21 protein-coding genes are annotated in these 21,013 nt (G+C 71.5%); 18 read left to right on the forward strand and 3 right to left on the reverse strand.

Going from position 1 to position 21,013, the window contains the following annotated elements; all coding sequences use genetic code 11:
• Positions 1-56: 56 nt before the first annotated feature.
• Positions 57-1,022 (reverse strand): hypothetical protein, encoded by a 966-nt coding sequence (locus BCD49_RS01930; protein WP_232793891.1) that lies wholly within the window; start codon positions 1,020-1,022, stop codon positions 57-59.
• A gap of 530 nt (positions 1,023-1,552) precedes the next feature.
• Here BCD49_RS01930 and BCD49_RS01935 point away from each other — a divergent pair.
• The 4 genes from BCD49_RS01935 to ccsB are packed head-to-tail and all read left to right on the forward strand — an operon-like array spanning position 1,553 to position 6,483.
• Positions 1,553-2,161 (forward strand): TlpA family protein disulfide reductase, encoded by a 609-nt coding sequence (locus BCD49_RS01935; RefSeq protein ID WP_232793890.1) that lies wholly within the window; start codon positions 1,553-1,555, stop codon positions 2,159-2,161.
• Positions 2,162-2,207: 46 nt separating this feature from the next.
• Positions 2,208-3,260 (forward strand): cytochrome c biogenesis CcdA family protein, encoded by a 1,053-nt coding sequence (locus tag BCD49_RS01940; protein WP_007516798.1) that lies wholly within the window; start codon positions 2,208-2,210, stop codon positions 3,258-3,260.
• Entirely contained in the window at positions 3,257-5,326 is a 2,070-nt protein-coding gene (gene resB / locus BCD49_RS01945; RefSeq protein WP_007516796.1) for a cytochrome c biogenesis protein ResB, read from the forward strand. Before BCD49_RS01940 ends, resB begins: the two co-directional genes overlap by 4 nt.
• A complete protein-coding gene (ccsB, locus tag BCD49_RS01950) occupies positions 5,326-6,483 on the forward strand; it encodes a c-type cytochrome biogenesis protein CcsB (RefSeq protein ID WP_027140171.1) in 1,158 nt (385 codons plus the stop codon). The genes resB and ccsB overlap by 1 nt, the downstream gene beginning before the upstream one ends.
• A gap of 79 nt (positions 6,484-6,562) precedes the next feature.
• Here the strand turns inward: ccsB and BCD49_RS01955 are convergent, their stop codons facing one another.
• Positions 6,563-6,991 (reverse strand): PLDc N-terminal domain-containing protein, encoded by a 429-nt coding sequence (locus tag BCD49_RS01955; protein WP_007520289.1) that lies wholly within the window; start codon positions 6,989-6,991, stop codon positions 6,563-6,565.
• A 393-nt stretch (positions 6,992-7,384) separates the two neighbouring features.
• On the opposite strand from BCD49_RS01955, the gene BCD49_RS01960 reads away from it, so the two are divergent.
• The 8 genes from BCD49_RS01960 to BCD49_RS01995 all read left to right on the forward strand — a co-directional run bounded on the left by BCD49_RS01960 (position 7,385) and on the right by BCD49_RS01995 (position 13,883).
• Positions 7,385-8,836 (forward strand): menaquinone biosynthesis decarboxylase, encoded by a 1,452-nt coding sequence (locus BCD49_RS01960; RefSeq protein WP_007520291.1) that lies wholly within the window; start codon positions 7,385-7,387, stop codon positions 8,834-8,836.
• Complete coding sequence (mqnP, locus tag BCD49_RS01965; RefSeq protein ID WP_071041042.1) at positions 8,836-9,738, forward strand: menaquinone biosynthesis prenyltransferase MqnP; 903 nt, start codon at positions 8,836-8,838, stop codon at positions 9,736-9,738. Before BCD49_RS01960 ends, mqnP begins: the two co-directional genes overlap by 1 nt.
• Entirely contained in the window at positions 9,735-10,616 is an 882-nt protein-coding gene (locus tag BCD49_RS01970; RefSeq protein ID WP_007520294.1) for a UbiX family flavin prenyltransferase, read from the forward strand. The genes mqnP and BCD49_RS01970 overlap by 4 nt, the downstream gene beginning before the upstream one ends.
• Before the next feature lie 11 nt (positions 10,617-10,627).
• The gene (locus tag BCD49_RS01975; RefSeq protein WP_007520295.1) at positions 10,628-10,975 is read left to right on the forward strand and encodes a hypothetical protein; all 348 of its coding nucleotides are present in this window, start codon (positions 10,628-10,630) and stop codon (positions 10,973-10,975) included.
• 115 nt (positions 10,976-11,090) lie between these two features.
• Positions 11,091-12,239, forward strand: coding sequence for an aminofutalosine synthase MqnE (gene mqnE, locus BCD49_RS01980; RefSeq protein WP_007520297.1), 1,149 nt, complete (start codon positions 11,091-11,093; stop codon positions 12,237-12,239).
• A gap of 12 nt (positions 12,240-12,251) precedes the next feature.
• Positions 12,252-12,611 (forward strand): hypothetical protein, encoded by a 360-nt coding sequence (locus BCD49_RS44715; protein ID WP_232793889.1) that lies wholly within the window; start codon positions 12,252-12,254, stop codon positions 12,609-12,611.
• Positions 12,612-12,666: 55 nt separating this feature from the next.
• Positions 12,667-12,936: a DUF4229 domain-containing protein gene (locus tag BCD49_RS01990; RefSeq protein ID WP_007519675.1), complete on the forward strand. Its 270-nt coding sequence runs from the start codon at positions 12,667-12,669 to the stop codon at positions 12,934-12,936.
• Positions 12,933-13,883 carry a menaquinone biosynthesis protein gene (locus tag BCD49_RS01995; RefSeq protein WP_007519677.1) on the forward strand — a complete coding sequence of 317 codons (951 nt, stop codon included), beginning with the start codon at positions 12,933-12,935 and terminating at the stop codon, positions 13,881-13,883. Before BCD49_RS01990 ends, BCD49_RS01995 begins: the two co-directional genes overlap by 4 nt.
• 52 nt (positions 13,884-13,935) lie before the next feature.
• Here the strand turns inward: BCD49_RS01995 and BCD49_RS02000 are convergent, their stop codons facing one another.
• Complete coding sequence (locus tag BCD49_RS02000; RefSeq protein ID WP_007519678.1) at positions 13,936-15,117, reverse strand: helix-turn-helix domain-containing protein; 1,182 nt, start codon at positions 15,115-15,117, stop codon at positions 13,936-13,938.
• A gap of 651 nt (positions 15,118-15,768) precedes the next feature.
• Between BCD49_RS02000 and BCD49_RS02005 the strand changes: the two genes are divergently transcribed.
• The 6 genes from BCD49_RS02005 to BCD49_RS02025 all read left to right on the forward strand — a co-directional run bounded on the left by BCD49_RS02005 (position 15,769) and on the right by BCD49_RS02025 (position 21,002).
• Positions 15,769-16,140 (forward strand): response regulator transcription factor, encoded by a 372-nt coding sequence (locus BCD49_RS02005; protein ID WP_232794255.1) that lies wholly within the window; start codon positions 15,769-15,771, stop codon positions 16,138-16,140.
• 178 nt (positions 16,141-16,318) lie between these two features.
• Positions 16,319-16,414, forward strand: a complete 96-nt coding sequence (locus BCD49_RS46290; RefSeq protein ID WP_442960456.1) for a putative leader peptide — start codon at positions 16,319-16,321, stop codon at positions 16,412-16,414.
• A gap of 126 nt (positions 16,415-16,540) precedes the next feature.
• Complete coding sequence (locus tag BCD49_RS02010) at positions 16,541-18,325, forward strand: nitrite/sulfite reductase (RefSeq protein WP_007519680.1); 1,785 nt, start codon at positions 16,541-16,543, stop codon at positions 18,323-18,325.
• A gap of 1 nt (position 18,326) precedes the next feature.
• Entirely contained in the window at positions 18,327-18,563 is a 237-nt protein-coding gene (locus BCD49_RS02015; protein ID WP_007519681.1) for a hypothetical protein, read from the forward strand.
• Positions 18,563-19,234, forward strand: a complete 672-nt coding sequence (locus BCD49_RS02020) for a phosphoadenylyl-sulfate reductase (RefSeq protein ID WP_007519682.1) — start codon at positions 18,563-18,565, stop codon at positions 19,232-19,234. The genes BCD49_RS02015 and BCD49_RS02020 overlap by 1 nt, the downstream gene beginning before the upstream one ends.
• A gap of 319 nt (positions 19,235-19,553) precedes the next feature.
• A complete protein-coding gene (locus tag BCD49_RS02025; RefSeq protein WP_083401192.1) occupies positions 19,554-21,002 on the forward strand; it encodes a serine/threonine-protein kinase in 1,449 nt (482 codons plus the stop codon).
• The last annotated feature ends 11 nt before the right edge of the window (positions 21,003-21,013 follow it).

Consider the following 21,013-nt stretch of genomic DNA (forward strand, 5'->3'; position numbering starts at 1 on the left):
GGCACCGGTGTGGCAACGGCGGGTCTGCACCCGCCGTCAGTCCTTCGGTAGGCCGCTTAGCGGTTCGAGAGGGTGCCGGTGCCGAAGTTGCACTTGTGCCCGGTACCCCCGAAACCGGGGCGAGAGATGTCGAAATCCAAGGTGTTGTCCCGGCCGGTCATGTTGTGATACACCACGTCGCAGGTATGGCCGGTCGCCTTGTCGGTCACTGTGATCACCTGCGGGCCCTCGTACATCGCTCCAGAAGTCCAGGACGTCTCGCCCGCGCTGTCCCACACCGCGAACGACGAGATCGGGAAGCCGGTGGAGGAGCTGGCGCGACCGCCGAAAACGAGGATCCTGACTCGGTCCTTGGGGATTGCCGTACCCCCATCGGTGATGCTTCCGCTGACACGGGTCGTCCCCGGGTCCGCGAGGGTGGGGACGGCGATTCGCCCGATGGGCGCGGAGTAGGCCCAGCCGTCGGTGTTGGGGTTGAAACGTTCGACTTCGAAGCGCGGGTGAACGTACTCCCGGTCGCGGTTGATGTCGGGGTAGAACTCCACCGACAGGGTTGCGGTGCGCCGACCCCAGTCCGTCCGCACGTAGCGGCCGGTGACGATGTCCCGCTGAATGTTTCCCATGAAGTACCCGAACGGGAAAAGTAGCCCCTGGCCGGCTTGGAACCGGGTGTAGGTGGTATAGCTTCCACGCTCTTCACAGGCATTGATGTATGTTTCTGCCAGATTCTGGCAGGGCAGGTACTTGTTCGTGGGGGAGCCAAGCACCAAATCCACGCCCACCGCGCCGGAAATCGGCAGCAGCCCGCCATGGAGGTCGGTGTAACCCTCGAACGGTATCGCGACGCCATAACGGCGCGATGGGTCTTTCGGGAACTGCGTGGTGTCGGCGGCCCAGGCCCCCGCGGAACTCATCGCCATGAACAGAAGGTTGAGGACCACCGCGAACGCCGCCGCCGCATACGTGACCCGCCGTGTCCGGCCCGAAAGAGTGCCAACCAGGACCGGCTTCCACTTCAGCACGCTTCGCACCCCAGACGCTGCTACGCAGAGTGACAACACAAAGGGTGACCATACATATACGCAGAGCGATGATCTGTGATCGGGCCGTCGCCGTCGCCGTCGCCGTCGCCGTCGCCGTCGCGGTCCGGTGCGTCGACGTCGGCATCGGCGCGTCGCGGGGTCGCCGGCCGGCAGGGAGAGCGGAAGGCGCGTGGCGGGKCCGTTCGRGCCCGATCGATGGCCGGTGAGCTTCACCACGCCGCACCGCCGTCACACCCAACGTCGCGTCCGCGTTCCGCCCATCACGCCTGGGCCCGCATCAACCGAGCACGGGTACGCGACCGTGATGGACCGGGGCCGAGTGGGGCGTGTACGAACGGCGCGACTTACTGTGTAGGGGAAGTTCTACGAGTGGTCGTAGACACCGTGTCGGAGCGGCGGGCGTGGCGCACATACTGGGTGGCGTGCTGGAGATGCGACGGCGGGACTCGTGTGTGCCGCGGACCTCCCAGATCGCTTCGCGATCCGGCAGGGACCCCGGGCGTGCGCCGGTGCCCGATGCGCTGCCGGTGACCCGGCGGCGGTTCGCCAGGATCGCGGGGGTGCCGGCCGCGCTGGCGCTGGTCGTGGGCCTGGTGCTTGCCGGCTGCTCGACGGGCTCGAACGCGGTCGACGCGACCGGCGGCGGCAGTTTCGGGTTCGTGCAGCAGGCCGCCGGGCAGGACTTCGTCCCGCCGGCCGACCGTAAGCCGGCTCCCAGGCTGGCCGGTACCACGCTGACCGGAGAGAAGCTGGATATCGCGTCGCTACGCGGCAAGCCCGTTGTGATCAACTTCTGGGCGAGCTGGTGCGCGCCCTGTCGCGAGGAGACGCCCCACCTCGTCGAGCTAGCGGGGAAGAGACCGGGCGTCGCGTTCGTCGGGGTAAACGAGAAGGAGCAGGGCGTCTCGCCGGGTCTGGCGTTCGCCCGGGACCACGGGGTCACCTACCCCAGCATCTTCGACAAGAACGGCATCCTCGCGGTGGGCTGGCCGATCGCGCTGGGGCTGCCGTCCACGGTCGTGCTCGACGCGAAGGGCCAGATCGCGGCCCGGTTCACCGGCGCCGTCTCGACCGAGGGGCTCACCGCGGTCCTCGACCAGCTGTCGGCCGAGACGTGATCGCCCCGAGCAGCGACTCGCTGGCCCCGCACGCGGGGGACGGCGAGTGAGCGTCACCGGGTTGGTCACCGACGGACCCCTGTTGCTCGCGACCCCGGTCGCCGCCGCTGCCGGCCTGTTGTCCTTCTTCTCGCCCTGCGTTCTGCCGCTCATCCCGGGCTACCTCTCTTATGTCACCGGCCTGTCCGGCGCCGACCTGGAAGGCGAGCCTTCGACGGCGAGGAAGCGACAGGCCGCCGTTTCCTCAGCCTCGGATACGGACGCCGACCCGGCGGACGCGGTGCCTGAGGCGGCGCTCGTGGCCGCCGGAGTGGCCGCGTCGCCGCCGCCCGGCCTGGTCGCCGACGGCGTGCGGCCGGCGCATCAGTCGCCGCCCACCAGGCCCTCGACCGAGGGACCGGCCTCCGGCCAGCGGGTCGCGGGTCGGCCGCGGCCGACCGCGAGCACGACCACGGCTGCGACCACGACGGCCGTCCGGCGCGGGCTGGGCCGGCTGGGCGCCCTTCGTCGAGCGGGGCGGGTGACCGCGGGGACCGGGCTGTTCGTGCTCGGGTTCACGGTGGTGTTCGTGTCCTACGGCGCGGCCTTCGGCGGGCTCGGGCAGTGGTTGACGGTGCACCAGGCCGGGGTCGCCCAGGTGCTCGGCGCGGTCACGATCGCCATGGGCCTGTTGTTCGCCGGCGCGTTCTCCCGGCTCTCCCTGGCCAACCGGGAGTTCCGGATTCACCGGCTGCCCGCCAAGGGCCTGCTGGGCGCGCCGGTGCTGGGCGCGCTGTTCGGCCTCGGCTGGACGCCGTGCCTCGGCCCGACCCTCGCGGCCGTGCAGGGGCTGGCAGTGCAGAGTGGTACTCCCGGCCGCGGCGCGTTCCTGTCCGCGGTGTACTGCCTCGGCCTCGGGGTGCCGTTCGTCGTCGTCGGGCTCGCCTTCCGACGGGTCGCCGGCGCGCTGCGCGTGGTGCGTTCGCACGCCCGGCTGCTGACGGTCGCGGGCGGCGTGCTGCTCGTCGCCGTCGGGGTCCTGCAGGTGACCGGGCAGTGGGCGGACCTGGTCGCGACGCTGCGCCCCTACGCCCCCGGATTCGCGGAGACGCCGCTGTGACGCCACCCTCGACGACTTCCGTACCGAAGGCACCGGCCGCGAACGGGCCGGGCTCGGGAGAGCCGGACGCTCCGCTGCCCGCCGCGGGCGCTGGTACCGACCAGATCGTCGCCCATCCGGATGAGTTCTCCATCCCGGAGACGCCCGCCGCGCGGGCGGCCGCGACGAAGCCGAGGTCGAAGGCGAATGCCACGGCCGCCGGCGCCGGCGGAGGCGCCGCCGGTAGGGACGGCGTGGACGGCGGGGACGGCAGCCCGGCCCGAGCCGGTGGGCGCGGCCAGATCGCGCGGCTGCTCGACCCGCCGCGGCGGGCCTGGCGGGTGCTCACCAGCATGCGCACCGCGCTGATCCTGCTGTTCCTCCTGGCGGTGGCGGCCATCCCCGGCTCGCTCATCCCGCAGCGCACCATCAACCCGCTGAAGGTGCAGGAGTACTACGCCGCCCACCCGACCTGGGCGCCGATCCTGAACCGGCTCGGTGGATTCCACGTCTTCGGGGCGCCGTGGTTCGCGGCGATCTACCTGCTGCTGTTCATCTCGCTGATCGGCTGCCTGTGGTCGCGTGTGCAGTGGCACCTGCGGGCGCTCGTCGGCCGGCCGCCGGCGGCGCCGGCAAGGCCAGGCCGGCTGGCCGGCGGGTCGTCCTGGGCGAGCACGCTCCCGCCCGAACAGGCCGTGGCGTCGGCGGCCAAGGTGCTGCGCCGCCGGCGGTTCCGGGTGGCGGTGGCGCCGCCCGGCGCGACCCGCCCCGGCGGCGGCCCCGACCACTCGGTCGCGGCGGAGAAGGGCTACCTGCGCGAGACCGGGAACCTGATCTTCCACATCGCGCTCGTTGTCGTCCTGCTCGGCGTCGGCCTCGGCTCCTGGTTCGGTTACCAGGGCACCGTCCTGGTGATCCAGGGCGACGGCTACTCGAACACGCTGATCTCCTACGACCAGTTCAGCTCCGGCCAACTGGTCGACACGGCCAAGCTGCGACCGTTCTCCCTCAACCTGGACGACTTCAAGGCCACCTATGAGGCGAACGGCCAGCCCAAGGACTTCGTGGCGACGGTCGCCTACGCCGACGACCTGGACGCCCCGGCGAAGCGCGCCGAGATCCGGGTGAACCACCCGCTGAAGATCGGCAGCAGCAAGATCTACCTGTTGGGGCATGGCTACGCGCCGCACTTCGTGCTGCGCGACAAGAGCGGCAAGACGGTGTGGGAGTCGTACGTGCCGTGCACCCCGCGGGACGCGATGTTCACCTCGACCTGCACCGTCAAGATCCCCGACACCGGGCTGCCGGCCACCGGGCAGCTCAGGACGCCGCAGCAGCTGGCCTTCTCCGGCTTCTTCACCCCGACGACCAGCTTCGACCCGGCCCGGGGCCCCGTCTCGATCTACCCGGGGGCGGTCGCGCCCGGGGTGATCCTCACCGGCTGGGTCGGCAACCTGCACGTCAACGAGGGCATCCCGCAGAACATCTACGCGCTCGACACACGGGACCTCAAGCAGTTCAGCACCAACGGCCCGAGCGGGGACGCGAGGATCGCCCAGCTGCTGGCCCCGAACGACCCGAAGAACCGCACGATGACCGGCCTGCCCGGTGGCCTGTCGCTCGAGGTCGACGGCCTGCGCGAGTTCGCCACCTTCGAGACGAAGTCCGACCCGTACAAGAGCCTGGTGCTCTACGCGGCGATCGCGATCATCGCCGGGCTGGTGACGAGTCTGCGGATTCGCCGCCGCCGGGTCTGGGTCCGCGCCCGCCCGGCTGCCGGCGCGGGGAGCACCGTCGAGATCGGCGGCCTGTCCCGCTCGGACGCGGAGGGCTTCGCGGCCGAGCTCGCCGCCCTCACCGGCCAGATCCGGGTGGCCACGGAGCCTCCCGGCCTGGCCGCATCGCCGCCCCCGGCTCAGCCATCGCCGGCTCAGCCACCCCAGGCTCAGCCGTCGCCAGTTCAGCCATCGGCCGCCCCGGCGGCGACCAGCCCAGCCCGGGACGCCACGGACACCAGCGGGCAGGCGGAACCCTCCGCCGAACCCGATGACCAGAACAACCCCTCCAGCACCAGACGGGAGCCGTGATGGCCGTCAACGAGGGCCTCGCCCAGCTGTCCGATCATCTCTATGGCGGCAGCATGGCGGTCTACGCGGCCGCGATGCTCGGCTACGCCGCCGAGTTCGCCTTCAACCGCTTCGGCCGAACCGCGACGGACGCGGCCGGCGCCGGTGCCGGCGAGGCGGTGGCGGCGGGCGCGGCGCGCGAGCCGGCGCTCGTCGGCGCCGCCGCCCGGTCGGCCGCCGCGGCCGGGACCGCCCAGCTCGCCGGCAGCGCCCCTGGCTCTGAGCTGGCGACCCCAGCCGGGAAGGCGGCGCCAGCCGTCGGCACGACAGCCGGGCGCGCCGGTGGCGACGCCCCGGACTCGGCCGACGGCGAGGCCGAGCCGGCCAGGGCGCGTCTCATCGGCCGGATCGCCGTGGTGCTCACGGTGCTCGGCTGGGGGCTGCACATCAGTTCCATGGCGACCCGCGGCTTCGCGGCCCACCGGGTGCCCTGGGGCAACATGTACGAGTTCTCGTCGATGATCTGCCTGATCGCGATCACGGCGTTCCTCGCGCTGATGATCCGTTACCCGGTGCGTTGGCTCGGCGTGTTCGTCACGTTCCCGGTGCTGGTGTACATGGGGTTCGCCGGGACGGTGCTCTACGTCGCGGCCGGGCCACTGGTGCCGGCGCTGAACTCGTACTGGCTGAAGATCCACGTGGTCGCCGCGATCCTGTCCAGCGGCATCTTCCTGGTGTCCGCGGTGATGACGGTGCTGTTCCTGGTCAGGGACCGCTGGGAGCACAGGCTGGCGGAGGTCGCCGCCGGCCGGGCCGATGTCTCGGGAGCGATGCGCAGCCGAGGCGGCATCGTGATGCGGCTGCCGTCGTCGGGCACGCTCGACACGCTGACCTACCGGCTGATCGCCTTTGGCTTCCCGATCTGGACGTTCGCCGTCATCGCCGGCGCGATCTGGGCCGAGGCCGCCTGGGGCCGGTACTGGGGCTGGGACCCGAAGGAGACCTGGTCGTTCATCACCTGGGTCTGTTACGCCGCCTACCTGCACGCACGGGCGACCGCCGGCTGGCGCGGCCGCAAGGCCGCGGCCGTCTCCCTGGTCGCCTTCAGCGCCCTGTTCGTCGACTACTACCTGGTCAACCTCGTCATCTCCGGCCTCCACTCCTACGCGGGCGTCTGACCGGGACGAGCGGAACCCGGCGAGGCGCTCCGCGTCTCGCCGGGTGACTGCCTCAGCCGGATGGCTGCGGGTGACTGCCTCAGGCGCGGGGGGACGGGCCGTCGGGGTCCTGGCGGCGCAGGCGCTCGGAGAGTTCGAGCAGGAACTCGGGGTCGTCGTCGGGGCCGCGCGGGCGGTCGGGCTGCTCGAGCCAGTGGACGCGCCCCCGCGCACGGCCCAGGCCGCTGGAGCGGCGCGGCGGCACGGCGTCCCACCGGCCGGAGCCGCCGTAGGCCGGGTGCTGGCGACGGGCGGAGCGCGCGCCGCCCCGGCCGATGGCCGACCGCGGCCGGCCGAAGATGAACCAGAGCACGCAGCCGATCGGCCCGAGCAACAGGCCGAAAAGCAGGATGATCATGATCCAGACGGGCTTGGACAGCACCCGGATGTTGTCCCGAGGGGTTCGCGCGATGTCCACGATCACATAGGCCATGGCCGCGCAGACCACGACGTAGAGCAGGAGAACCATCGGCTCGTCGCCCCCCTTTCCGGCTAGCCGTTCCTCTTGCGCCGTTTACGGCCCTTGACCCACCCTACGACGTCGACGAGACGTGCCCCGCCCAGTGGCCGCGTCCGAGCCAGTGCTCTGACCAGGGTCTTCATCTCGGCAGGGGTGGCTCATCGGCTGGGTGCGGGTGGTGTCCCGTTGAAGCCAGTGTGCGCCCTGGCTGGTGGCGCCGTCTGGCCAGTGGCGAGAACCGCCCTTCCCACCGATCGGGCGACCGGTGCCGCGCCACCCGCCCGTTCGTCCTGACCAACGCCGAGTCGTCCACCGATATGCCGCCGGACGGCGAGGTGGGTGACCAGGCGGACGGCCGAGCGCACTGGACGTGGGGAGGAGGTGCGCTGGGAGGATGGCGGCATGGCATGGGCGGATCTGCGCGCGTTTCTGGTCGACCTGGAGAAGCACGGTGAGCTGCGTCGCGTGAAGGCGACGGTGGACCCGGCGCTGGAGGTGACCGAGATCGTCCAGCGGGTCGTGCGCGCCGGCGGTCCGGCCCTGCTGTTCGAGAACCCGGCCGGCTCGGACATGCCGCTGGCCATCAACGTCTTCGGCACCGAGAAGCGGATGGCGAGGGCTCTCGGCGTCGAGCGGCTCGACGACCTGGGCGACCGGATCGCCGACATGCTTCGCCCCGAGCTGCCGCAGGGCTTCTCCGGCATGCGCGAGGCGCTCGGCAAGGCCGCCCGGCTGACGAACATGCCGCCGAAGAAGGTCCGCACGGCGCCCTGCCAGGAGGTCGTCTACAAGGGCGACGAGGTCGACCTGTTCCGGCTGCCGGGCGTCACCTCCTGGCCGGACGACGGCGGCGCGTTCCTCAACCTGGGCCTCACGCACACCCGCCATCCGGAGACCGGCGCCCGCAACCTCGGCATGTACCGGCTGCAGCGGCATGACGAACGCACCGTCGGCATGCACTGGCAGATCCACAAGGACTCCAACGCCCACCACGCGGTCGCCGAACGGCGCGGCGAGCGGCTGCCGGTCGCGATCGCGTTCGGTTGCGACCCGGCGGTCACCTACGCCGCGTCCGCGCCGCTGCCCGCCGACATCGACGAGTACCTGTTCGCGGGCTTCCTGCGCGGCGAGCGGGTCGAGCTGGTCGACTGCGTGAGCGTCCCGTTGCAGGTCCCGGCGAACGCGCAGATCGTGCTGGAGGGCTGGCTCGAGCCGGGGGAACGCCGCCCGGAGGGGCCGTTCGGCGACCACACCGGCTTCTACACCCCGGTCGAGCCCTTCCCCGCGCTGCACGTCGAGGTGATGACGATGCGGAAGGACCCGATCTACCAGACGATCGTCGTCGGCCGGCCCCCGCAGGAGGACGGCCCGATGGGAAAGGCCACCGAGCGCATCTTCCGGCCGCTCATCAGGATGCTGGTCCCCGAGATCGTCGACTACGACCTTCCCGAGGCCGGCGTCTTCCACAACTGCGCGATCGTCTCGATCGACAAGCGCTACCCGAAGCAGGCGCAGAAGGTCATGCACGCCGTCTGGGGCGCCGGGCTGCTGTCGCTGTCCAAACTGGTGATCGTCGTCGACGCCGACTGCAACGTGCACGACTACACCGAGGTCGCCTGGCGGGCGTTCGGCAACGTCGACTACGCCCACGACCTGGTCACGACGATCGGCCCGGTCGACCACCTCGACCACTCGTCCTACGAGCAGTTCTGGGGCGGCAAGGCCGGCATCGACGCCACCAGGAAGCTCCCGACCGAGGGCTATCGCCGAGCCGGCGGCTGGCCGGCCGAATGCGTGATGGACGACGCGACCCGCACCCTGGTCACCAACCGCTGGAAGGAGTACGGACTCTGATGACTGAAGCTGCGTGGTTGCCGGGGGTGACGGCGCGGCCGCGGGCATTCCTGCGGCTGGTGATGATCGAACACTCGGTGTTCGCCTTGCCGTTTGCCTATGTGGCGGCGCTTGCGGCTGGGTTTCGGGTCTCGCGGTCGGTGCACTGGGCCGATCTGGCGCTGGTGACCGTGGCGATGGTCGCCGCCCGGACGTTCGCGATGGCGGCCAATCGGATCATCGACCGGGAGATCGACGCCCGTAACCCGCGTACCGCGCACCGGGAGCTGGTCACCGGTGTGGTGGCCGTTCGTACCGCGATCATCGGGGCGGTCGTGGCGCTGGCGGTGTTCCTCGCCGCGGCGGCGGCCCTCGGCTGGCTGTGTCTGGCGCTCGCCCCGGCGGCCGTCGCCCCGTTGGTCGTCTACCCCTATGCCAAGCGGTTCACGAACTTCCCGCAGGTGGTCCTCGGGGTCGCGCAGGCGGTGGCACCGATCGGCGCCTGGATCGCGATCACCGGCCACTGGTCATGGCACGCCGTGTTGCTCGGGCTGGCGGTCGGCAGCTGGATCRGCGGCTTCGACCTGATCTACGCCTGCCAGGACGTCGAGGTTGACCGCCGGATCGGGGTCAGGTCCGTGCCGGCGCGGTTCGGGGTGCGAGCGGCGCTCGTCGCCTCGGCGGTCACCCACGTCGTGACGTTCGCCCTGTTCGTGCTGTTCGGGCTGGCCGAGGGGTTCGGCGCCCTCTGGTGGGTGGGGCTGGGGCTGACCGCGGTCGCGTTCGGCTACGAGCACGCGATCGTCACCCCGAACGACCTGTCCAAGGTCAACCGCGCGTTCTTCACGGCGAACGGCTTCGTCGGCATAGCGCTGTTCGGCTTCGCGCTCCTCGACCTGATCGCGCGCGGCCTCGCCGCGTGACCGCGTTCCCCGGCGGATGGTCGGGCGACGTCCGCGACGGCGCCGCGTCCAGCGAGGAGCTCGGCGACGGGCCTGGTGAGGGCCCCAGCGAGGCGCGGCGCCCATGGGTCGTCGGGGTCAGTGGGGCAAGCGGGACGCCGTACGCCGCGTCGGTGCTGCGCGGCCTGCTGGCCGCCGACCGACCGGTGGACCTGGTGCTCTCCAGGGCCGCGCGGCTCACCCTGCTGGACGAGACCGGGATCGCCTGGCGCGACGGCGACGGCGCGTGGCCCGGGGCGCTCGCCCAGTGGCTCGGGACGACGCTCGCCGGTGCCGGCCGTCCCGACCGCGGGCTCATCGCCGAGCAGGCCGCTCGGCTGGTGCGGGTGCACGGCGCCGACAACCTGGCCGCCGGGCCGAGCAGCGGTTCCTACCCGACCCGGGGAATGATCGTCGTACCGGCCAGCACCGCGTCGATCGCGGGAATCGCGCTCGGCCTGTCCAAGGACCTGCTGCAGCGCGCCGCCGACGTGACCCTCAAGGAGGGCCGGCGCCTGGTGGTGGTGCCACGCGAGATGCCGTTCACCGGTGCCACGCTGCGCCATCTCCTGGCGCTGCACGACGCGGGCGCGGTCGTCGCCGCGGCGAGTCCCGGCTTCTACGCCGGCGCGGCGGACGCGCAGGCGCTCGTCGACTTCGTCGCCGGCCGGGTGCTCGACGCGGCGGGTGTGCCCAACACGCTTTTCCGGCGGTGGGCGGGAGAACTCGGCGCGGCGCGTACGTACCGGCCGGGACCTGGCACAGTAGACGACACGCCGACCGGCGAGAACGGCGAAAACGGGGCGGACGCGGACGCGGGCACCGGAATGGGCCAGCGCCTCGGCGGACCAAGGGACTGAAGGAGATCGGGATGGCACGCGGGCGGAACCAGGGGGCCGCGGCGCAGCCGAAGGCGTCGGCCAAGTCGAAGGCGTCGGAGGCCAAGGCGAGGCCCGTGACGACGGTGAGGCCGAAGAAGGCGACGGCCGAGAAGCCTGAGAAGCCCGTGCACGAGCCGGCAGACCTGAAGGCGGCGCTTCCCTACTTCCTCATCCGGATCGCGGTCTTCGCCGTGATCACAGTGGTTCTCATTCTCGTCGGCTTCTACGTCCTCTGGGCATTGCTGATCGGGATGATCGCGGCCTCCGTCGTGACCTGGCCGATCGCGCGCATCCAGAAGCGCGTCGCCCACCGCGACACCGCCAAGCCGGGCAAGTAGCTCGGCCAGCTCGGCCGGGTAGGGAGACGCAGGGGGAGGCCGGCGGCCCGGCGTCCCTTGTGCCGGTGGTCTCGTCGTTGATGATCGCGTCGTCCGTGGGTCTACGCTCTTCGTTATGGATGCCGGACTGAAGCGGGAGCTCGAGCAGAAGGTCCTTGCCGGAGAACGGCTGGACCAGGCCGACGGAGAGGCGCTGTACGCGACCGACGACCTCGCCTGGCTCGGCGGTCTCGCGCACGAGGTGCGGACCCGCAAGAACGGGAACCAGACGTTCTTCAACGTCAACCGGCATCTCAACCTGACGAACGTCTGCTCAGCCTCCTGCGCCTACTGCTCCTTCCAGCGGAAGCCGGGCGAGGCCGACGCGTACACGATGCGCATCGAGGAAGCCGTTCGGCTGGCCAAGGAGATGGAGCCGTCCGGCATCACCGAGCTGCACATCGTCAACGGCCTGCACCCGACGCTGCCGTGGCGGTACTACCCCCGCTCGCTGCGCGAGCTGAAGGCCGCGCTGCCGGGCGTCGCGCTCAAGGCATTCACCGCGACCGAGATCCACTGGTTCGAGAAGATCAGCGGCCTGACCGCGGACGCGATCCTCGATGAGCTGATCGACGCGGGTCTGGAGTCGCTGACCGGCGGTGGCGCCGAGATCTTCGACTGGGAGATCCGGCAGCAGATCGTCGGTCACGAGACGCACTGGGAAGACTGGTCGCGCATCCACCGGCTCGCGCACGCCAAGGGTCTGCGCACGCCGTGCACGATGCTCTACGGCCACGTCGAGCAGCCCCGGCACCGCGTCGACCACGTGCTCCGGCTGCGTGAGCTGCAGGACGAGACGGGTGGCTTCACCGTCTTCATCCCGCTGCGTTTCCAGCACGACGCCGCCGGCGACCCGCGCAACCGGCTGATGAACCAGCCGATGGCCACCGGCGCGGAAGCACTCAAGACGTTCGCTGTCTCCAGGCTGCTGTTCGACAACATCGACCACGTGAAGTGCTTCTGGGTGATGCACGGCCTGACGACCGCCCAGCTCGCGCTGAACTTCGGCGCGGACGATCTGGACGGCTCGGTCGTCGAATACAAGATCACTCACGATGCCGACCGGTTCGGCACACCGAACACGATGACCCGGGACGACCTGCTCACGCTGATTCGCGACGCCGGCTTCCAGCCGGTCGAGCGCGACACCCGCTACCGGGTGATCCGCACTTTCGACGGTCCGGACCCGGCCCGCCGCGACGTTCCCCAGCCGATCGACGCGTGAACGAGGGCTGACGTGACCGCCGATCAGGAGAGGACTCCCGCGGCCGCCCAGGCGCCCGGCGGCGCGCCGTCGTCGCCCGCGGTCACGTCCGCGGGCTCGGCGCCGGCCGGCCGGCCGGCGCCCGGCCCGGACCGGGCGGGGCGTCCGGCTCCCCTCCCGCCCGGCCACGCCGGCATCGGGTCCATCTTCGTACTGGCGTTCATCGTGATCCTGGTGCCCGGGATCGCGGTCTACCTTGTCCTGCACGCGCTCGGCCTGGGGCTCGGCCCGGCTTCGCTGCTGGGGTTGCTGACGGTCATCGTCTGCCTGGCCTGTTACCCAAGCGTGCTGCTCCGGCTGGGATGGGTACGTAAGCGTCCCCGTCGTCGTTAGTTCCGGAGAATTCTGGAAATCACCGGATGGCTCGCCGGAAGTACTGGAGGGGCAGATGACCAAGTCCGTGCCGCTGAAGCCCGAGACGGGCCTGGTGGCCTCGTCCAAGGCGCCGCCGGGGCTGCTTGCGATCAACCTCCGCTACTTCGCGCTGCGCGCCGTGCTGTTCGGCGGGGTGCTGGCGGCCGTGCTGTTGCTCGGCGTCAACGGGTGGCTCGCCTTCTTCGCCGCGCTCGTCGTCAGCGGGGTGATGAGTTTCCCGCTCGCGCTGCGCCAGCGACGGGCCGCGCAGCGGGCGTTCGAGGCCCGCCGGGGGCAGCAGTGACGCTGCGGGCAGGTCCCGGCGGCGTCGACGGCGTCGGCGCCTCCGAGGCCGCCGCGGGCGAGGCGCCCGACGGGGCGGACGGCCCACATACCGGGGCGGCCGGCGTCCCGAGCCGGCCGCGGGTGGGTCACATCCAGTTCCTCAACTGCCTGCCCCTCTACTGGGGCCTGGTGCACTCGGGCGCGCTGCTCGACCTCGACCTGTTCAAGGACACGCCGGACCGCCTGAGCGAGGCGCTCGTCGCCGGGGACCTGGACATCGGCCCGATCAGCCTCGTCGAGTACCTGCGGCACGCCGACGAGCTCGTCGTGCTGCCCGACCTCGCCGTCGGCTCGGATGGGCCGGTGCTGTCGGTGGTGCTGAGCACCCAGGTGCCGATCGGCGAGATCCGCTCGGTGGCGCTCGGCTCCACGTCGCGCACCAGCGTGTTGCTGGCCCGGATGATGCTCGAGGACCGCTTCGGGGTGCGTCCCGACTACCTCACGATGCCGCCGGACGTGCCGATGATGCTGCGTGAGGCCGACGCGGCGGTGACGATCGGAGACGTCGCACTGCGGGCCTACTACGAGCACGAGCAGGGTGGGCCGGGCCACCAGCCGACCGTGCTCGACCTGGGCGCGGCCTGGCGGGAGTGGACCGGCCTGCCGATGGTCTTCGCCCTCTGGGCGGCTCGCCGCGACTTCGCGCGGGCACACCCCGGTCTGGTGAAGGAGGTCCACGGCGCCTTCCGGGCGAGCCTCGACCTCGCGCTCGCCGAGGTGACGACGGTCGCGACCAGCGCGGCGCGCTGGGAGGTCTTCGACCCGGCTTCGCTCGTCCGCTACTTCACGACGCTGGACTTCCGGCTCGGCCCCCGTCAGCTCGAGGGCATCACCGAGTTCGCGCGCCGCGCCAGCACCCGCGGCGCCGTCCCCCCGCTGCGCGAGATCCTCTTCGCCGACGTCTGACGGGGGCTCGGACGCCCTCGTCGGACTGGGTCTTCGTCAGACTGAACCCCTGTTAGACCGGGGGGTGGAACGCGCGCGAGATGCCGTACGGCGGGCGTTCGCGCCGCGCGCTGGTGGTGGCGAACCGGGCGATCCGGCCCTTGACCAGCGCGACCAGCCGCGGAGTGCTGGCCCGCCCGCCGGGGGCGGTCATCAGGTCCGAGAGGCCGCGCCACGGCGGGCTGGCCGGCTCGGCGTCGAGAAATGCCCGCTCGTGGGCGTCCGGCCGACCGGCCGCCAGCTCGTCGGCGCGGCGCATGATCGGGTCGGACGACGCCTCGGTGGCGCCGGCGGTGGCCGCGTAGCCGATCCGGTCGGGCTCGTCATAGCCGTCGACATAACCGTCGGCCAGGAAGATCTGGCCGGTGTCGGCCAGCTCGGCCTCGTCGGTGAGCTTCAGCTGGTCGGCGAAGGCGGCCGGGTCGATGAACCGCGCCGGGCCCGCCTCGCGGGACGGGTCCGCGCGGTCGTCACCGTCGCGGTGGACGACCGTTTCCGCGTGCCGCGCCGCCTCACCCACCAGCCGGTTGACCGCCAGCGTCCAGGCCCGCAGCCCCTCGTGGCCGGTGAGCTCGGTGAAGACCGCGGCCTCCAGGCAGCAGGTGCTCGCGCCGCCGAGGTCGCCCATGTCGAGCAGAGCGATCGCGAGCAGCCCCGCCAGGTGCCCGGCGATCATGTAGAGCCGGAACTGCTGGTGCGGCAGCATCGGGGTGCGCAGCAGGGCGTCGACGAACTCCTGCTGGTCGAGGACCTGGTCGCAGACGTCCTGGGGGCTGAGGCCGTCCGCCATCGCGATCAGCTCGCCCACCATGCGGTCCAGGTAGTCGAGGTCATTGTCGCGGCGGCGGTTGTGCAGCAGGTCGTCGACCCGGCGGCGGGACTCACGCTCCGGGTCGCGCGGCCGGCCGGCCCGTTCGGCGCGCGCCGCCATGGCCTGGTCGCGCAGCGCGACCAGCGCCCCGTCGGCGCTCAGCGCCGCGTCGACGGCGACGACCACGGGCCGAGGAGGAATTCCCTTGCTCGGCTGTTCGAGCTGGCTGACGTACTGACGGCTGTAGCCGGTCCGCCGCGCCACGTCGTCACGGGAGAGCCCGCGGGCGCACCTGTGCCGACGAACCTCCTGATGGAAGATCTCCTCGGCGGTGGCCGCGCCTTCCGGGCCACGGCTGCTCTGCCGGTTGCCCGAATGCCGCATCTGCGCTCCACTCGTCCCGGCCGCGGTCATACTGTCGCGATGCGGCAGCCCGCCGCACAGTCGGGCTGTACGGCGACCATGCCGCGAAGGCCGACCGGCGAGGCCCTTCGAGGAGGCCCTACCGACGGGATTAGGTCGCCGCATGACCATGTCGCCACATGACCCACGTGCGTGTCACTGTTGGTGATCAGTCTATTGCGTCGAGCACCATATCCGGCTAGAGGCCAAAGGTCCCATACGCGTACGGTCACCTTGATTACTGGTTGTATGTGGCGCGACTGCACATCGCGACGGCTTCCKGGGCGCCCGGGGCGTGGTGAGGCCCCCGCCCGGGCCATGCGCGAATACCACCCTGAATGACGATGGGCACACCTTGTGTGGTCCGGTAGAACGGTACGAGTGGACCGGCACCTCCAGACGGGCGCCGAGGCGGTTGAGACCGAGGCGGTTGAGATCGAGGCGCTCCAAGCTGTTCGTCGCCGTCCGGACAGCTTCCCCGTCGGAAGCGAGATCCGTCCGGACGGTGTCGCGCGTCCAGGAAGCCCAGGGAGTGGTCCCCGGGTCGTCGAGCCGTCCCGGGCCGTGGGTCCGGGCCTGGCCGGGGCTGGCGCCGAAGGGGCGGTGCCCCGCCACGGGGCGGGCCCGTTGCGAGTGGTCGTCGCGGATGACGCCGACGGCGTGCGCGACCTGATCTGCCTCCTGCTGGACCTGGAGCCGGACTTCACCGTGGTGGGCCGGGCCGCCAACGGCGCCGAGGCGATCGACCTCGTCGCCGAGACCGGTCCCGATCTCGTCATCCTCGACGTCGCGATGCCGGTGCTCGACGGGATCGCCGCGCTGCCCAGGGTCCGCCGGCTGGCGCCGGCCGCCCGGGTCGTCGTCTTCACCGGCTTCTCCGCGTACACCGTGCGCGACGAGGCTCTCGCGCTCGGAGCCGACGACGTGATGGAGAAGGGGCTCGGCTCGGGCCCGCTCGTCGACCGCCTGCGCGCCGTCTGCCGGCGTCCGGCCCCCAGCCGCTGATCCCCGCGATCCGCCGCCCCTGCTGCGCCGGCATCCACTATTCCCATTCATCCGGTGGGTAATTGTGGTTAGCTCAGCGTGCAGAGGATCGATTAGGCCACAACTGCGGCACGGCGGTCACATCTGTGAAACCATAGGTCCCATGTCTGCGCCCCAACCGACCATGYGGCCACTGGCCATGGCGGTTGAGGATGTTCCGGAGCTTCTGCTGGTCGAGCGGCTACACGTCGACCTGCTCCGGGTAGCCAGCGCCTGCTGTCGTCGCGCCTGCTGACCCCGCCGTTCCCTTTCGCCGGTCACGGCCCAGTTCCCTGGGTCCGTCCTGCCTGCCGGGGACGTTCCCGGATCCTGGCGCCGTCCAGCCGTTCGGCGCTCCGCTAACCGCGTCGCGAGAGATCAGATGACTTCTCCTGCACGGCCCGCCCGTCCGGCCCGTCCGAAGGGCCAGGGCCAGTGGGCCCTTGGCTACACCGAGCCGCTCAACGCCAACGAGCGGATGAAGAAGGACCAGGGCGGCCTCGAGGTCCGTGACCGGATTCTCAACCGTTACCCCTATACCGGGTTCGACAGCATCGACCCGCAGGACCTGCGCGGCCGATTCCGCTGGTGGGGTCTTTACACCCAGCGCAAGCCCGGCATCGACGGTGGCCGTACCGCGATCCTGGAGCCCGAGGAGATCGAGGACTCCTACTTCATGCAGCGGATCCGCCTCGACGGCGGCCGGATGACGTCCGACCAGCTGCGGGTGATCGGCGACATCTCGACCCGTTACGGCCGGGACGTCGCCGACGTCACCGACCGGCAGAACATCCAGCTGCACTGGATCCGCATCGAGGACGTCCCCGCGATCTGGGGCGCGCTCGAGGGCGCCGGCATGACCACCGAGGAGTCCTGCGGCGACACCCCGCGCGTCATGCTCGGCTGCCCGCTCGCCGGCGTCGACGGCGACGAGATCATCGACGCCACCCCGGCGATCGAGGAGACCGTGCGCCGCTTCGTCGGTGACCCGTCGCTGGCGAACCTGCCGCGCAAGTTCAAGTCGGCGATGTCCGGCTGTGCCGACCACTGCACGCTCCACGAGATCAACGACATCGCCTTCGTCGGCGTCGTCCACCCGGAGCTCGGGCCCGGCTACGACCTGTGGGTCGGCGGCGGCCTGTCCACGAACCCGAAGCTGGGCGTCCGGCTGGGAACGTTCGTGCAGCCGGAGCGGGTCGCCGAGGTCTGGCATGGCGTCGCCTCCCTGTTCCGCGACTACGGCTACCGCCGGATGCGCACCCGTGCCCGGCTGAAGTTCCTGGTCGCGGACATGGGCACCGAGTGGGTGCGGGCCACCCTGGAGAAGGAGTACCTCGACACGCCGCTGCCGGACGGCCCGCCGCCGGCGCCCCCGCGCTCCGAAGGGCGCGACCACGTCGGCATCCACCGGCAGGCGGACGGCAGGTTCGCCGTCGGTTTCGCGCCGCGCGCCGGCCGGCTCACCGGGACGACGCTGACGACCGTCGCGAACCTCGCCGACCAGTACGGCCAGGGCCGCATCCGTGCGACCACGTCGCAGAAACTGGTCATCCTCGACGTCGCCGAGAGCGACGTACCGGCGCTCGAGCAGGACCTGGCGGCGCTCGACCTGGTGGTGCGCCCGAGCGTGTTCCGCCGCGGCACGATGGCCTGCACCGGCATCGAGTTCTGCAAGCTCGCGATCGTCGAGACCAAGGCCAACGCCGCCACTCTCATCGAGGAGCTGGAGCGGCGGCTGCCCGAGTTCGACGAGCCGATCGGGATCAACGTCAACGGCTGCCCGAACGCCTGCGCCCGTTTCCAGGTCGCCGACATCGGCCTGAAGGGGTCGCTCGTCCCCGGGCCGGGCGGCGAGATGGTCGAGGGCTTCCAGCTGCACCTCGGTGGACATCTCGGCACCCGCTCGCGGCTTGGCCGCAAGTCACGCGGCCTGAAGATCACCTCGGCCGAGCTGGTCGACTACGTCGTCGGGCTGCTGAAGACCTACCAGGCCGAGCGCGCCGACGGCGAGGCGTTCGCCGACTGGGTCGAGCGAGCGGACGAGTCGATCCTCACCCACGACGCGGTCATGGCGCACCTTGTGAGCGCAGGAGCGAGTGAAGCCGGACCTGCCGGATCGGCTCCGCAGGCTCCGCCGATCCGGCAGGCACCCCGGGAGCGAACCTGAGATGGCGAGCACGGGTCGCGCGGTGCCTTTCTACTGCCCGTACTGCGGCGAGGAGGACCTCGTCCCCGACATCCCGGAGGGCGCGACGGGCGAGGGCCACGGCCACTGGGCGTGCCGCGCCTGCCAGCGCTCCTTCCGGCTGAGCCTCACCGCGCTCGCCAGCGCCACCACGACCACCAGCACCACCTCTCGCACCCCGCGCACAACTGGCACCACCGCACCAGAGGAGAACGGCTGATGGACGCCGGATTGAAGACCCGCGCGGAGCACGCCGGCAGGAACCTCGCCGACGCACCCGCCGAGGAGGTGCTGCGCTGGGCCGTCGACGAGTTCGGCACCAAGCTCGTCGTCGCGGCGTCGATGGCCGAAGCCGTCCTCGTCGACATGCTCGCGAAGATCCGTTCGGACGTGCCGGTCGTCTTCATCGACACCGGTTACCACTTCGCCGAGACGGTCGGGACCCGCGACGCGGTGGCCGCCACCTACAACCTGCCGCTGATCAGCGTCCGGCCGCAGCTGACGGTCGCCGGCCAGGACGCCGTCCACGGCAAGGATCTGTACGCCAGCGATCCGGACCTGTGCTGCCGGATGCGCAAGGTCGTCCCGCTGGACCGGGCGCTCGCCCCGTACAAGGCCTGGGCGGCCGGCTCGCGGCGGGCCGAGTCGGCCGGCCGGCGCGAACTGCCGGTCGTCGGCTGGGACGAGCGGCGCGGCAAGGTGAAGATCCACCCGCTCGCGACCTGGACGGACGAGGACGTCGAACGCTACGTCGCCGAGCACAACGTCATCGTCAACCCGCTGCTGTCCGACGGCTACGAGTCGGTCGGCTGCTGGCCCTGCACCCAGCGCGGCGCCGGCCGCGCCGGCCGCTGGGCCGGCTCCACCAAGACCGAGTGCGGAATCCATTGATTGCTCCCCAGCTATTTTTGCGCCAGCAAAGATAGCTGGGTCCCTCGCCGCGGGCCGGGCGGGAGCAATGCCTGTTGGGTGTGACCAGTAGGTGGGGCCCTCGCCCGGATGGTTTGGGCAAGGGCGGAGGTCCGCCGGCGCTCGATCGCCGCCGCCTACCCCCCGCCGCTCGCTCCGAGATGGTCCCGGCGGCCCGATCCCTCACGGCGTCGCGAACGTCGTTTCGCGGCCGATGAGACGGGTAACGCCCCACCCATCCCGATTTGTGCTGGTGACGCGGGGGAGAGCGCCGGTCGAGTGCGCTGTGAGCGAGGTGGCTATGTCGTCGAGCGATGGGACCCGCAAGGTTTTGCGGGCGAGCGACCMGACAGCCGTAGGCCACTATCGGCTCAGTGCTCGGCTTGGCAGCGGCGGGATGGGCATTGTCTACCTCGGCTCGGACCCCTGGGGCGGGCAGGCCGCGGTCAAGGTGCTGCGCGACGACCACCACGGCGACCAGGCCCTGCGCCGCCGGTTCGCCCGGGAGGTCGTCGTCGTCGCGGCGATCGACAGCCCGCGGGTGGCCAGGTTGCTGGACGCCGACCCGCTCGCCGAGCAGCCGTGGCTGGCGACCGAGTACGTGCCAGGGCTGACGCTGACGGACTCGGTGCTGGCGGACGGGCCGATGTCCGATGACGGGCTGCGTGCCTTGGCAGCCGGGGTGGCCGACGCGCTGCGCGCGGTCCACGAGGCGGGCGTGGTACACCGGGATCTCAAGCCCAGCAACATCATGCTGGCCGCCGACGGTCCGAAGATCATCGATTTCGGCATTGTGGCCGGCCTGCCGGAGACGGTGACCGCGTCCGGCATCGTGCTGGGCAGCCTCGGCTACATCGCTCCGGAGCTTCTCGTCGACGGTGGCCGGCCGAGCCCCAAGGCCGACATCTTCGCCTGGGCGCTGACATTGGTCTTCGCCTCGACCGGGCGGTCGCCGTTCGGCGACGGTCCGGTCGAGGCGCTGCTCTACCGGACCGTCAACACCGTTCCGGATTTGCGCGCCATCCGGGGCAGCCTGCGCGGCCTTGTCGCGGCGGCCCTCGACAAGGACCCGCGGCGTCGTCCCACCGCGAGCGAGATCCTGCGGCAGCTTGAGGGAACCCCGGGTGGTCCCGGCGCGGACAGGCCGGTTCTCGACGCGCCCTCGGCGGATGCGCCGACGACGGATCTACGCGTGCGACCCGCGGTGGGCTCGACCGCCGCCGCCGTCCTCGGGCCGACCGAGGGGGCGGCGCGCGGGGACCGGTCCGCCGAATCCCTGCCTGCCTGGGCTGGCCACCCTGCCGACCAGGCCGAGACGAGGCCCGGCCCGCGACCCGCATCCCGGGCCGGGACGGGTGCGCGGCGACGGCGTGTCCTGCTCCCGGCGGCCAGTGCGGCCGCCGCACTTGCCGTCACGGCGACCGCACTGGTCGCCGCGGCGCCGGAAAGCTCTCCCGGAACGGCCAACACGCAGCGGTCGCCGCTGACGGCCTCCGTAGCCCCTGCCTCGACGGTGCCCGCACCGGCCGACCCGGTGACGACCGCCGCGCCCGTCGCTGTGGGAACCGATCCGGCAGGCCAGCGGATCGGCGAGCCGGCGGCATCCCAACCGCTGTCCACCGCGCCCGACCCGTCGCCGAGCGAGCCTGGCTCGGGCAAGCCGAGAACCGCGGCGCGGCCGTCGTCCGTCGGTCAGTCCAGAGGCTCCGGCCGGCCGCACGACTCGAAGCCGCCGCGAGGTCGGGGCTGACCGGTCCGGTT

It is taken from the genome of Pseudofrankia sp. EUN1h, from assembly GCF_001854645.1.
GTDB lineage: Bacteria > Actinomycetota > Actinomycetes > Frankiales > Frankiaceae > Pseudofrankia > Pseudofrankia saprophytica.

Coding starts and splice junctions, on each gene's coding strand:
- ccsB (WP_027140171.1), top strand. CDS start 5,326: ATGGCCGTCAACGAGGGCCTCGCCCAGCTGTCCGATCATCTCTATGGC.
- BCD49_RS01955 (WP_007520289.1), bottom strand. CDS start 6,991: ATGGTTCTCCTGCTCTACGTCGTGGTCTGCGCGGCCATGGCCTATGTG.
- BCD49_RS01960 (WP_007520291.1), top strand. CDS start 7,385: ATGGCATGGGCGGATCTGCGCGCGTTTCTGGTCGACCTGGAGAAGCAC.
- BCD49_RS01975 (WP_007520295.1), top strand. CDS start 10,628: ATGGCACGCGGGCGGAACCAGGGGGCCGCGGCGCAGCCGAAGGCGTCG.
- mqnE (WP_007520297.1), top strand. CDS start 11,091: ATGGATGCCGGACTGAAGCGGGAGCTCGAGCAGAAGGTCCTTGCCGGA.
- BCD49_RS01990 (WP_007519675.1), top strand. CDS start 12,667: ATGACCAAGTCCGTGCCGCTGAAGCCCGAGACGGGCCTGGTGGCCTCG.
- BCD49_RS02000 (WP_007519678.1), bottom strand. CDS start 15,117: ATGCGGCATTCGGGCAACCGGCAGAGCAGCCGTGGCCCGGAAGGCGCG.
- BCD49_RS46290 (WP_442960456.1), top strand. CDS start 16,319: ATGGCGGTTGAGGATGTTCCGGAGCTTCTGCTGGTCGAGCGGCTACAC.
- BCD49_RS02010 (WP_007519680.1), top strand. CDS start 16,541: ATGACTTCTCCTGCACGGCCCGCCCGTCCGGCCCGTCCGAAGGGCCAG.
- BCD49_RS02015 (WP_007519681.1), top strand. CDS start 18,327: ATGGCGAGCACGGGTCGCGCGGTGCCTTTCTACTGCCCGTACTGCGGC.
- BCD49_RS02020 (WP_007519682.1), top strand. CDS start 18,563: ATGGACGCCGGATTGAAGACCCGCGCGGAGCACGCCGGCAGGAACCTC.